We start from the raw sequence: 13038 nt of genomic DNA on the forward strand, positions 1-13038 counted from the left end.
GTAAGCGTGATCTTAAGGCGGCTTAAATTTACTGCACTTTAATTTTATCGATTAATATACTGCTTAGGTAAAACTGCATCATAGGTGTTAATGCACTTACTTCTGTTCTATTACACGGGCCGCTTAATTTTGTAAGGTTTGATAACTTAGAAAGCGTTTTGTACTGAGGAATTTGTATGTCTTTTCCAAACCTTGCTATACGTGCTTCATCTGTATTTTGCTGGTGAATAAACGAAGCAATTTCAAGCTCATTAGTAATCTTTTGCTCTTCACTAAAATTATAAACTAATGGTTCACGATGAAAACTTGCACTGTCTATTGATGATTTTGCAAACCATACAACATCACCAGACGATTTGTGTGTTAGGCGCATGCTAACTTGTGCAAATATTGTAGCGCATTGTTGAGCTGGGTATTGCTGAGCAACATTTGCATAGATAGGGTAAGGGTTTTCAGGTTGCTTTATAGCGTACTTAGTGTCGTCAGTAAATGTTAAGTCTAACTGCTGGATAGTGAGCGTGTAGTCGCTATTATTTTTAGTCGTTACTTTTAATTGTTTGTCGTTAAGTGCTTGGCCAATTTGCGAAAGTAACTTATCAGTTACACTTGCTTTATCGGTAATTATTTTAACTGTTTGGTTTCTTAGTACTTTATGTGCCGGTAGCTGTACAGACTTCACTTTTGGCGATGCATGCTCGGTGGTGTACTCAAGCTGATACGACTGACTTTTTAATGTTGGCTTTGATGGCATAGCCAAAGGTTCGGCTGATTGCTTCGTAAGAGTGCAACCTGTTGATAATAAAATAAAAAGTGATACAACTAAAAAACGCATAAGTACAAAACACTCACTAAAAGCCAAATATTCGTCGTATTGTACGTTAGTCCAAACAAAACTTCATGATATTATCTACGCAGATGTAGTTAAAAAGATAAAAATTTCAAAAAATGAAGTATCTCAACCCTTTATTGTATTGCCTATCTGCTTTGTGTTTACTGTTTAGTGCTGTGAGTTTTTCAGCAAAAGCAGACCCTAACTGGGATGCATTTGTAAAAAAGTATGGTCGTTACGCACAAAAAAAACTAAAGAACAAAGGCATACCTGGTGCCGCTCTTTCTATCGTTAATATAAATAATGCGGATTATATTCATACTATGGGTGTTACGAAAATACGTAATGGCCAAAAGGTTAATAAACACACTCGATTTAGACTTGCGTCAGTGTCTAAAACATTTGCAGGCTCCTTATCGGCTAAGCTTGCAAATGAGGGGCTACTTGAATTAGATAAACCAGTAAGTGACTATTTAAGCGATTTTAAAAATACCGTTTATAAAGACGATTTAAAGGTGTTTCATTTACTTAGTCATTCTAGTGGTTTAGTACCAAATGCTTACGATAACTTGATTGAATCTCGAATGGATTACCCCGATATTGTACAAAAACTGCTTACAGTAAAACCTATCTGTAAACCAGGAGAGTGCTATGGCTATCAAAATGTCATGTTTAGTCTCATTGATGATGTGATATTACAAAGCACTCATAAAAATTATGCACAGTGGCTAAGAGAAGCTATTTTCGACCCTTTAAAAATGAGTGACGCAAGCTTAGGTTTTGACGCTATGGTTGAAGATAAAAACTTTGCATTACCGCACGTCAGAGGGACGAAGCGTTGGTATAGCGCCAAGCTTAAAAAAAACTATTATAAAGTTGGCCCCGCCGCAGGTGTAAACGCGAGCGCTAGCGACATGGCTATTTGGTTAAAAGCACAGTTAGGCTCATACCCAGATGTATTATCTTTAGACGCTCTTGCAAAACAAACTCGCCCTTATACTTATACAAAAAAAGAAAGATATCGCCGAGTATGGAAAAAACACGTAAATAATGCGTATTACGGGCTAGGCTGGCGGATTTACGATTACGCAAAAGAAACGCTTTATTATCATAGTGGTTGGGTGCAAGGGTACAGAAGTGATGTAGTTGTATTCCCTCATTTAAATATTGGCTTTAGCTTGATAGTTAATGCTGAAACCGGAGTGATTAACGAGTTAACTACGGAGTTTATTGACCGAGTACTTGAATATAAACGAGGTGAAAAAATATGAAATACAAACGTATTTTACTTACGGGTGTAATTTCTTTAGTTACCTTATTAAATAGCTTTTTAGTGTTAGCAGTACCTGATGAAATATATTTATTTCGTCACAGTGAAAATTTAGCAGGTAAAAACCCAGATCTTTCTGATGCCGGAAAATTACGTGCTAATCATTTGGTTACTTTATTAAAAAAATATAAAAAGGTTCACATTTACAGTAGTAATTACAAACGAACTCTTCAAAGTGCAAAACCATTGAGTGAGCATTTTAATGAGCAAATTAGTACTTACGACGCAAGAGAGTTACCTGCTTTTAAAGATGAACTACTTAAGCTTAACGGAGTAGTGATAGTTATAGGGCACAGCAATACAACACCGCGATTAGCGGCGCTACTTTCAAATGAAACAATAACACCAATGAGTGAGAGTGAATTTTCACGTTATTTTTTATTAAGTAAAAGTGTAAATCAAAATACCAATGAATACTCTGTTGCCGAGCACAAAATGAACTTCTAATTTGTATTAATTAAATAACAAAAAACCAGCATTAAGCTGGTTTTTTTAATTAAACGTACTAAATCCTTTAAATAGGATTAATTAGTTACGTGGTAATTGGATTTTTTTCTCAACACTTTGGCGGTAAAGCACAATAGTGTGACCAATTGTTTGTAGTTTAGTCGCGCCGGTTTCACGAATAATAGCATCAAAAATTAATGCTTTAGTTTCACGATCGTCAGTGGGTACTTTCACTTTAATTAATTCGTGAATTTCTAATGCACTTTGAATTTCGACTACTACGCCTTCGGTTAAACCGTTAGAACCTAGTAAAACTACAGGCTTAAGGCTATGCGCCTGACCTTTTAAAAACTGCTTTTGTTTGTTTGATAATGTCATGTTTATACAAATTTTGCTGAATATGGCTTGAATTAAGGGTATTCTAACGCCATCTAAAGAATATTACTAATTAGTTGCGTGTTAATTTATGACAAATAAAAAACAGTCAGCCAGTTCACAGCGTTGGCTGAAAGAACATTTTGATGATAAATATGTTCAAGAAGCGCAAAAAAAAGGCTGGCGTTCAAGAGCGGTTTTTAAATTAGATGAAGTACAAAATAGAGATAAGCTACTTCGCCCGGGTATGACCGTGGTCGACTTAGGGGCCGCTCCTGGTAGTTGGTCTCAATATTTGGCTGAAAAAGTGGGTGACAAAGGCCAAGTTGTTGCGTGTGATATATTACCTATGGACTCACTGGCGGGCGTTGACTTTTTACAAGGTGACTTTCGTGAAGAGGCAGTACTCAATGCATTGTTAAAACGCATTGATGGTAAAAATGTTGATGTGGTACTCTCTGACATGGCACCAAATATGAGTGGCAATAACTCGGTAGATCAAGCTGGTAGCATGTATTTAGTGGAACTCGCGCTAGATATGTGTAATCAAGTTTTAAAGAAAAATGGCGCATTTATTGTTAAGGTTTTCCAAGGTGAAGGCTTTGATCAATACTTGCAGGATGTACGTAATAGTTTTAAAGCAGTGAAAATACGCAAACCTGATGCCTCACGTGCCCGTTCTCGGGAAGTTTATATAGTAGCGACTGGATACAAACTGTAGTACAGTTGCTTGGCGTTTAGTTGAATTTAAATTAATTGGATACAAGAGGTTAACCCCTTGAGCGATATGGCGAAAAATTTAATACTATGGCTGGTGATTGCAGTTGTGCTGATGTCAGTCTTTCAGAGCTTTAATGGCGGCGATCAAGTTGATCGTCAAACAAGTTACACTCAATTTGTAAAGGACGTACGTAGTGGCTCTTTACAAGAAGTAATCATTGACCGTGGTACAGGCAGTATTACGGGCACTAAAAACAGTGGCGAACGTTTTCAAACAACAATGCCAATGTATGATGAAGACTTAATAAATGATTTGCTTAAAAATGATGTAAATGTGAAAGGTGTTCAACCTGAAGAGCAATCATTTTTAGCAAGTATATTTATTTCTTGGTTCCCGATGATACTGCTTATTGGTGTATGGATATTCTTCATGCGTCAAATGCAAGGCGGGGGCGGTAAAGGCGCGATGTCGTTTGGTAAGAGCAAAGCGCGCCTAATGAGCGAAGATCAGATTAAAACAACCTTTGCTGATGTAGCTGGGTGTGATGAAGCAAAAGAAGATGTTACCGAATTGGTAGATTTCTTACGCGACCCATCGAAATTTCAAAAGCTGGGCGGCAGTATACCTAAGGGTGTACTTATGGTTGGTCCTCCAGGTACAGGTAAAACATTGCTAGCGAAAGCGGTGGCAGGTGAAGCAAAAGTACCATTTTTCACAATTTCAGGTTCTGACTTTGTTGAGATGTTTGTTGGTGTGGGTGCATCACGTGTTCGTGATATGTTCGAACAAGCTAAAAAAGCAGCGCCTTGTATTATCTTTATAGATGAAATTGATGCCGTTGGTCGTAAACGTGGCGCAGGTATGGGCGGCGGTAACGATGAGCGCGAACAAACGTTAAACCAAATGCTAGTAGAGATGGATGGTTTTGGTGGTAACGAAGGTATAATTGTAATTGCTGCGACTAACCGTCCAGACGTACTTGACCCTGCGTTACTTCGCCCAGGTCGTTTTGACCGCCAAGTAGAAGTAGGTTTACCAGATATTCGCGGCCGTGAACAAATACTTAAAGTTCACATGCGTAAAGTACCATTAGGCGACAATGTAGAAGCGGCTGTTATTGCACGCGGTACACCTGGTTTTTCAGGTGCAGATTTAGCAAACTTAGTAAACGAAGCCGCTCTTTACGCAGCACGTGGTAATAAACGTGTTGTCAATATGGCTGAGTTTGATGCTGCTAAAGATAAAATCATGATGGGCGCAGAGCGCAAAACCATGGTGATGAGCGAGCAAGAAAAAGAAATGACGGCTTACCACGAAGCTGGCCACGCAATTGTTGGCCGTTTGGTGCCAGAGCACGACCCTGTTTATAAGGTATCTATTATTCCACGTGGTCGCGCGTTAGGTGTAACAATGTACTTGCCAGAGCAAGACCGTGTTAGCCACTCTAAAGAGCTTTTAGAGTCTATGATTTCAAGCCTTTATGGTGGCCGTATTGCTGAAGCACTTATTTATGGTGCAGACAAAGTAACAACCGGTGCAAGTAACGATATTGAGCGCGCAACTGATATTGCACGTAAAATGGTGACGCATTGGGGTTTAAGTGAAAAGCTGGGCCCATTACTCTACGCTGAAGATCAAAACGAAATGTATATGGGTGGCGGCGGTAGTCGTGCATCGAACATGTCGGATGATACGGCTAAAGTAATTGATGCTGAAGTTCGTTTGTTCTCAGATCGCAACTATCAACGAGCAGAAGATATATTAAAAGAAAATATTGATATTCTTCACTCGATGAAAGACGCACTGATGAAATATGAAACTATCGATGCTAAACAAATTGATGATTTAATGGCGCGTCAGCCAGTTCGCGAACCTCGCGATGCACATGACCGTCACGAAGCTAAGCCTGAAAAAGCCCAAGCACCACAAGAGCCGGTTATTGAAGAAACTCAAAAACCAGATGATTCATCAAAAAAAGATGAAACAAACCTTGATGACAAAGCTGAATAATCGTTAAAATAGTTATGAAAGCCCCGTACTTCGGGGCTTTTTTGTATCAACTATTTAGAAATAAGAATAAAAGGTTGGCGATGACTACCGTATTAAAGCTTCCAAGAGGCCGTAAGCTCAGCCTAGAAACCCCAGTGATTATGGGAATACTAAATGTCACACCAGATTCTTTTTCTGATGGAGGGCAGTTTATAGACCCCGTAATAGCACTCAATCAAGCTATGCAATTGTTAAATGATGGCGCACAAATAATTGATATAGGTGGTGAATCCACCCGCCCTGGTGCCCCTGACGTATCTCTTGAAGATGAACTTGCTCGCGTCATTCCCGCCATTAAAGCCATTCGGGAGCATAGTGACTGTATTATTTCTATAGATACAAGTAAAGCAAAGGTAATGGAGCAAGCTTTATTAGCTGGCGCCGATATTATAAATGATGTAAGAGCACTTCAAGAAGAGGGCGCATTAGAGGTTGCAGCAAAACACAGCGATGTGGCTATTTGTTTGATGCACATGCAAGGGCAACCTCGAAGTATGCAATCAGCTCCACATTACGATGATTTATTTTTAGACATAAATACTTTTTTTACTCAGCGTATTAGCGAATGTGAAACAGCCGGGATTAAGCGAGAGCAGCTTATTCTTGACCCTGGTTTCGGATTTGGAAAAACATTGAGCCATAATTATCAAATATTGGCCCAGTTTAATGACTTTAATAAATTTGGCTTACCCTTACTAGCTGGTTTATCGCGTAAGTCGATGATAGGTAATTTATTAAATAGAGACACTAGTGAGCGCCTTGCAGGTAGCTTAGCTGGTGCATTAATAGCTGCGCAAAATGGCGCAAAAATTATTCGTGTACACGATGTAAAAGAAACCGCAGATGTACTAGGTGTATATCAAGCGTGCGATAAAGGAATTACACAATGAAAGAAAGAAAATATTTTGGCACTGACGGCGTACGTGGTTTAGTCGGTACAGCTCCAATAAACCCTGAATTTGCAATGAAATTAGGTTGGGCTGCAGGACGAGTATTATCACAAAGTGGCACCAAAAAAGTAATTATAGGTAAGGATACGCGTATTTCTGGTTATATGCTTGAAACCGCATTAGAAGCAGGCCTTATTGCTGCAGGTATTGATGTGGTATTGCTTGGCCCAATGCCAACTCCCGCAGTTGCATATTTAGCACAAACATTCAGAGCTGAAGCGGGCATTGTTATTAGTGCTTCGCATAACCCTTATTACGATAATGGTATTAAGTTTTTTAATGGTCAAGGCTTAAAACTTGATGATGCTGTTGAGCTTGAGATAGAAGCGATGCTCGATGAACAGATGACGTGTGTTGCATCTGACAAGCTTGGTAAAGCATCACGCTTAGTTAGCGCTGATGGGCGTTATATTGAGTTTTGTAAAAGCCAGTTTCCTCAAGGTCTTTCACTAGAGGGACTTAAAATTGTTTTAGATTGCGCAAATGGCGCAACCTATCATATTGCACCTTCAGTAATGCGAGAGCTTGGTGCTGAGGTTATTACTCATGCTTGTGAACCTAATGGGGTTAATATTAATCACGAATGTGGTGCAACGCATGTAGATACATTAAAACGTAAAGTACTAGAGCACAAAGCCGATGTGGGCATTGCCTATGATGGTGATGGCGATCGTGTAATGATGGTCGATCATAATGGCCGTGTATTTGACGGTGATGATTTGGTTTATATTATAGCGTGCCAAGCTGCAGATGATCATATACTGGGCGGTGGAGTAGTTGGTACCGTTATGTCTAATATGGGCCTTGAAAATGCCTTAAAAGCTAAAGGTATAGACTTTGCCCGCAGTAAAGTGGGCGACCGTTATGTTATGGAAGTGCTCCAACAAAAAGGCTGGAAAATTGGCGGAGAGAGCTCAGGACATGTTTTAAATTTAGACTTAATTAGTACCGGCGATGGTATTATCTCAAGCCTTCAAGTACTTGCCGCTATGGTTGCGCAAAATCGAACATTACAAGATTTAGGTGCCGGTTTTACCAAGTACCCAATGAAGATGATCAATGTGCGTTATACACCCGGTACCGATCCTACAAAAGCAAGCGAAGTACTCGATGCAGTGGCAGACGTTGAAAAAACTCTAGGTGATAAAGGACGTGTTTTACTTCGTAAATCAGGTACCGAGCCAGTAGTTCGTGTTATGGTTGAAGCTGAACAAGAAAAAATAGTATTAGACAGCGCTAAAAAAATTGCAGCAGTTGTCGAATCTATGAGCAAACAAACTGATTGATAACAATAACCTCTTGTAACTTTGGGCGAGAAAAGTTAATATCTCGCCCGCTTTCTAATATGGAGTGGAAGAATGGCAACACGCAATGCGATGGTCGCGGGCAATTGGAAAATGAATGGCTCTTTAGAGCTAGTTAAGCAAATGTCTGATGCTATTAACAATGTAGAATTTCAAAAGATGGACATTGTTTTATTTCCTCCTTTCCCTCTAATATCAGCAATGATTGCAAGTGGAGTCGCGACCGGAACACAAACTGTTTCAGAAAATACGCCAGGTGCTTTTACTGGTGAAGTAGATGCGCAGCTTGTTAAAGACTTAGGTGCACAATATGTACTTGTAGGTCACTCTGAGCGCCGTAGTATTTATAACGAGAGCAATGCAACCGTAGCTAATAAATTTGCTAGAGCACAAGAGGTAGGTTTAACACCCATCTTGTGTATTGGTGAAAGTGAAAGTGAGCAAGAAAACGGTCAAACCGAACACGTAGTTGCTGCTCAAATTGATGCAGTAATTAAAAAATTAGGTGTAGCAGCACTGAAAGATTCTGTGATAGCATACGAGCCCGTTTGGGCCATAGGCACAGGTAAGACTGCAACGCCGGAACAGGCACAAGCTGTTCATAAATTTATACGCGATAAAATTGCGTCACTAGACAGCGATTTAGCACAAGGGCTTACCATCTTGTATGGTGGTAGCGTTAACGAAAAAAATAGCGAATTATTATTTGCACAAACAGATATAGACGGCGGTCTAATTGGCGGCGCTAGTCTTAAAGCAGATTCATTTACTGCAATCTGTAACAGTGCAAAAGGAACTGTGTAAAATGTACGAAATTTTATTAGTAATTTATTTAGTTGTTGCTTTAGCTTTAGTTGGTATGGTTTTAATCCAGCAAGGTAAAGGTGCAGATATGGGTTCTTCATTTGGCGCTGGTGCTTCTGGCACTGTTTTTGGCTCGTCAGGTGCAGGTAACTTCATGACTAAAACAACAACCAGCTTGGCAACAGTATTTTTTGTATTGAGTATTGTTTTAGGTAATCTTACTGCGGGTCAAATTAAAAAGACCGACGAGTGGGAAAATCTTGAAGCAGCACCTGCAGCAGAAACAGTATTACCTGCTGAAGAAGATGTTCCAGTTTCAGTTACTAAAGAGCAAAGCTCTGACGTACCAAACTAAATTAGTGTAAAGTTAACGTTAAACGATTTATAAACCTCAAATAAGTCATTAAGTTTAACACTCAAGCGAAAGCTTAAAATGCGGATGTGGTGGAATTGGTAGACACGCTACCTTGAGGGGGTAGTGCTTTAGGGCGTGGGGGTTCAAGTCCCCCCATCCGCACCAAATTATAGAAACCAGTAGCAATAATGTTACTGGTTTTTTTATACCTGAAATCCATATTGGTTGTTATTTGTGCTGCTGTTGTTGTTGTGAAACGGCTAGTGGCTTAAAATTTTGAATTATTTATAAAAAAAAACTAGAAATATTACAAATTTAGTTAACACTTATAAGTAATAAGCCGATAATAGATTTAGACAATAAAATAAGGTATTTACAATGGCTTCAGGCTTCTCTTTTCAAAATCTTAGCATAAGTAAAAAAATACATGCAATTACGAGTATTGCCGTCGTTGCATTTTTAGTGATTGTGCTGATTAACTATTTTGCAATGAATGATAATCGAATTGCATTAAATGAAATGGAAAAATCATCCTATCAAGTTGTTAAGTTAACATCAGCTAACGTTAGCATTTTAGAGAAGCTAGATGAACTTTACACTCAAGCGGTAACGTTTGGTGAGCAGGATTTAGTGGAGAAAGCATCCGACACATATAATCAACTCAAATTAAATATTATTGCGATAGAAAAAATTAATGCGTCTTACATTCATAGTGACACTAAAGAGCAACTCGCAAATTATGAAAAAATATCAGCGACCATAGCTAATGGAATGGTCAATGGGACAGCAGACTTTAGTAAAATTCAACAACAAGCACAGAGAAAAACAGCGCTTTACAATGATGTTCTCGAAAAGTTTAAGTCAGCACAAGTAAAAGCAGATGATCGTTTTTTTGAGCTTGTTGCAAGTACTAAAGACCGCTCTGATTACGCGCTTACATTAATGTTAGTTGTTTCTATTGTATCGCTTATTTTATTGCTCTTTATGGCTATTTGGATAGCTAAGCGAATTGCTTCTTCAGCAAGCGATGCGGCGAATAATTTAAGTTTATTGGCAACTGGTAAAGGCTCATTAAGTACTAAATTAACAGTCAACTCTGAAGATGAAATAGGTCAAGTATCTATAAACTTTAATTCTTTTATCGGTATATTGAAAAAAACAGTATTAGAAATAATAGCGGTTTGCGAGCCGTTAATGGAAAATTCTACACGCTTAGTTCAAGGGATGGAACAAGCTGAACGTGCAACGACCAAGCAAACCACTGATGCTGAAATTGTGAAGCAATCGATGGAAGAGATGAAGCAAAGTGTTGGGGATATATCTCAATCAGCTGCCAGTGCTTCTCATGCTGCGCAAACGGCAGAGAAAGAAGTTGAGCAAAGTCGAACCCAAGTACAAACATCAGTAACGGCTTCTCGTACGTTAAGTGATGAGATTAACCACGCAGCTACAACGATTAATAAATTAGCAGACGACACAAAAAACGTATCGCAAATACTAAATGTTATTACATCAATAGCCGAGCAAACAAATTTACTGGCACTTAATGCTGCGATTGAGGCAGCTCGTGCTGGTGAGCATGGCCGAGGCTTTGCTGTTGTTGCTGATGAAGTGAGAGAGCTTGCATCGCGTACCGCTCACTCCACAAATGAGATCCGAGAACTGTTGACTACTTTAACTGAAGCGGCTAACGAATCAGTGACTGCAATGACATCTGCTAGAGATATGGCTACAGATAATGCCACAGCAGCTGAAAAAACAGGTATTTCTATAGAGAAAATTGCGGAGCAAATGTTAGAAATAAACGGAATGAACTCACAAATTGCTGCAGCCACAGAAGAGCAAACATCAGTTGCTGCAATGGTGGTAGAAAACGTAACAAATATGCATGTATCGTTTGAAGATACAATGGATTCTCTGACTGCTGTTAGGGATGTGGCTAAAAACCTTCATTACCTTTCTGATAACCTGCTAGATGCCACTGCGAAATTTAAAATTGAGTAAAGTCGCTGAAGTTTAGTTATAAAAAAACCACCTTTCGGTGGTTTTTTTATTGATTGTATTAGTTAAAAAGTAGCAACTACTTTAACTTTATCAGTAACTTTACTGCTATCAATATAGCCAATAGAGTCGCCATTAGCAGCTACAAAATCAACGACAGCTTGGTCAGTATCTAGTTTCTCAGGCGGTGTGCCTTTGCCAGTAAATACTAACTTAGACCAGTAAGCATTTAATTGGCTACTCGACTTACCCACTACTTTAGTGTTGAACTCATCGGCTACCGCAGTACCGTTTTGAGTTACAGGGGTCACCTTGTTACCATTCGCAAATGATTTAGCTTTACCCAAGTAAACTTTCTTTATAGTGTCTGCATCAATTGCATTTGAATTGCCAGGATTTACAATCACGGCAACTTCAGCAAAAGCACTGAACGAACAGATAGAAAGTGCACTAGCTAGAATTAATTTTTTCATTTTTCGCTCCAGTTAAAATACTAAATCAATACCAACGGCTACAACATCCGTCTCAGTATCTGCTACGTCATCTTTGAAGCGACTAAAGTCAATCTTAAATGCAGCAGACGGATGAAAGTCATAACGAGCACCGATTGTATATACATTGCTTTGTGCACGAATGCCCTCTAATGCTAAGTTTACAACACTATTTAAAGATGGAATGCTTTCGATAGTATCAAAGCGTGATGATTTATGTTCATCATCATTTTCTTCAAAGGTAAAATGTACAATTACATCGTCAAGGCGGTAGCCTAGAGAAGCATAGAATTGTTTTTGTTCAGCTAAAAGACTTTCTTCAACTTCAAACTGCGTATATTCGGCATCAAATAGGATGTTTTCATAGTCAATTGAGAAACCAACACCGATAAATGTTGTACTATCTTCTTCTGTAATTAAGTCATTGGCTGTGTCGCTTAAGCCACTGTTATTAAGTACATCAATTAGTCCTAATAGATTAATATCATCAGAGTAGATGCTTGTATCTGCAACAATGTAGGCTGCGCGCGCACTAAACCAGTCATATGACAAGTTCCAGTTTAAACCGCCTAAATTATTTAATTCTGCAGGTAGATCATTTCCAAATACATCTATATCACCGTCAAAACCGCCATAGAAGCCTTGTAAAGTCGAGTCCCAGTCTCCAATTTGAGTATTATAAACTACACTAAGGCCTTCATAAGTTGAAAATGGGATCCCGTATACAGATTTAGGCGGGCGTACCCAGCGATAAGCATAACCTACATCTAAAAAGTCTGAATATTTATAAAACGGAACACGCATTTTACCAGCGCTGAATTGCAGTTCATCACTGTATTCATAAGTTACGTATGCCCATTCGAATGTAGCGTCAAAATCGTCTTCGCCACGTGCAATTATTTGTGCCGTTGCGGTTAACTTTTCTTGAAGATCGGCTGATAATTGTAAAGCAAACTTACTTTCGTTTTTAAACGAGATGTCATCATCGTACCCGTATAGAGTTTGATCACTGTCTAGACTCTTACCGCCTACAATTGATGCAAAGCCGTTAATACGCACTTCAGCGCTTGCATAACTTGAAGCAAGTGCTGCACATACAGCTACTGCAATTGATAACTTATTCATATGTATTTCCTATTTGTTATCTGGATGTTGATTTCAATAGGATTATAGAAGTGAATTTAGTTTTTATCTAATAAACTTAGCAAGTTAGTGAAAATATATTTATTGACAGCCTTATAGGTTTTGTGTCGGGGTGGGTGTTTGCTAAGGTACTTTAAATTAAATTATATGATTCGTATTGTAGTAACTTTTATATTTAATTAATAAGACTCATTAAATGTTTTTTAGCTATTTACTTTACTCAAGTCTTCTTTACACCG

Annotated in this window: 13 protein-coding genes and 1 tRNA gene; 10 read left to right on the plus strand and 4 right to left on the minus strand. The window is 38.8% G+C overall.

Annotated elements, in window-relative coordinates; translation table 11 throughout:
- Nucleotides 1–28: 28 nt before the first annotated feature.
- Nucleotides 29–832, minus strand: a complete 804-nt coding sequence (locus J8L71_RS03515) for a hypothetical protein (RefSeq protein ID WP_210999284.1) — start codon at nt 830–832, stop codon at nt 29–31.
- A 113-nt stretch (nt 833–945) separates the two neighbouring features.
- Between J8L71_RS03515 and J8L71_RS03520 the strand changes: the two genes are divergently transcribed.
- Together J8L71_RS03520 and J8L71_RS03525 are read left to right on the plus strand one after the other, a co-directional pair.
- Entirely contained in the window at nt 946–2100 is a 1155-nt protein-coding gene (locus tag J8L71_RS03520; protein WP_210999285.1) for a serine hydrolase domain-containing protein, read from the plus strand.
- Nucleotides 2097–2606 carry a histidine phosphatase family protein gene (locus J8L71_RS03525; RefSeq protein WP_210999286.1) on the plus strand — a complete coding sequence of 170 codons (510 nt, stop codon included), beginning with the start codon at nt 2097–2099 and terminating at the stop codon, nt 2604–2606. Before J8L71_RS03520 ends, J8L71_RS03525 begins: the two co-directional genes overlap by 4 nt.
- 81 nt (nt 2607–2687) lie before the next feature.
- Here J8L71_RS03525 and yhbY read toward each other — a convergent pair whose 3' ends face one another.
- Nucleotides 2688–2984: a ribosome assembly RNA-binding protein YhbY gene (gene yhbY, locus J8L71_RS03530; protein WP_058548438.1), complete on the minus strand. Its 297-nt coding sequence runs from the start codon at nt 2982–2984 to the stop codon at nt 2688–2690.
- A gap of 88 nt (nt 2985–3072) precedes the next feature.
- On the opposite strand from yhbY, the gene rlmE reads away from it, so the two are divergent.
- From rlmE to J8L71_RS03570, 8 genes are all read left to right on the plus strand, one after another.
- Nucleotides 3073–3702, plus strand: coding sequence for a 23S rRNA (uridine(2552)-2'-O)-methyltransferase RlmE (gene rlmE, locus J8L71_RS03535; RefSeq protein ID WP_058548437.1), 630 nt, complete (start codon nt 3073–3075; stop codon nt 3700–3702).
- Nucleotides 3703–3768: 66 nt separating this feature from the next.
- Entirely contained in the window at nt 3769–5712 is a 1944-nt protein-coding gene (gene ftsH, locus J8L71_RS03540) for an ATP-dependent zinc metalloprotease FtsH (RefSeq protein ID WP_247655170.1), read from the plus strand.
- Nucleotides 5713–5792: 80 nt separating this feature from the next.
- On the plus strand, nt 5793–6641 hold the full coding sequence (folP, locus tag J8L71_RS03545) for a dihydropteroate synthase (protein WP_210999288.1): 849 nt from the start codon (nt 5793–5795) through the stop codon (nt 6639–6641).
- On the plus strand, nt 6638–7987 hold the full coding sequence (gene glmM / locus J8L71_RS03550) for a phosphoglucosamine mutase (RefSeq protein ID WP_210999289.1): 1350 nt from the start codon (nt 6638–6640) through the stop codon (nt 7985–7987). Before folP ends, glmM begins: the two co-directional genes overlap by 4 nt.
- A 72-nt stretch (nt 7988–8059) precedes the next feature.
- A complete protein-coding gene (gene tpiA / locus J8L71_RS03555) occupies nt 8060–8809 on the plus strand; it encodes a triose-phosphate isomerase (RefSeq protein ID WP_210999290.1) in 750 nt (249 codons plus the stop codon).
- Nucleotide 8810: 1 nt separating this feature from the next.
- Complete coding sequence (gene secG / locus J8L71_RS03560) at nt 8811–9164, plus strand: preprotein translocase subunit SecG (RefSeq protein WP_210999291.1); 354 nt, start codon at nt 8811–8813, stop codon at nt 9162–9164.
- 80 nt (nt 9165–9244) lie between these two features.
- A tRNA-Leu gene (locus J8L71_RS03565) sits at nt 9245–9329 on the plus strand.
- A gap of 213 nt (nt 9330–9542) precedes the next feature.
- Complete coding sequence (locus tag J8L71_RS03570) at nt 9543–11168, plus strand: methyl-accepting chemotaxis protein (RefSeq protein ID WP_210999292.1); 1626 nt, start codon at nt 9543–9545, stop codon at nt 11166–11168.
- Between the two features lie 62 nt (nt 11169–11230).
- Here the strand turns inward: J8L71_RS03570 and J8L71_RS03575 are convergent, their stop codons facing one another.
- Together J8L71_RS03575 and J8L71_RS03580 are read right to left on the minus strand one after the other, a co-directional pair.
- Complete coding sequence (locus J8L71_RS03575; protein ID WP_210999293.1) at nt 11231–11638, minus strand: phosphate ABC transporter substrate-binding protein; 408 nt, start codon at nt 11636–11638, stop codon at nt 11231–11233.
- 12 nt (nt 11639–11650) lie between these two features.
- Nucleotides 11651–12781, minus strand: coding sequence for a porin (locus J8L71_RS03580; RefSeq protein WP_210999294.1), 1131 nt, complete (start codon nt 12779–12781; stop codon nt 11651–11653).
- Nucleotides 12782–13038: the final 257 nt, after the last annotated feature.

The sequence above is a fragment of the Pseudoalteromonas sp. MMG007 genome (assembly GCF_018100985.1).
Lineage (GTDB): Bacteria > Pseudomonadota > Gammaproteobacteria > Enterobacterales > Alteromonadaceae > Pseudoalteromonas.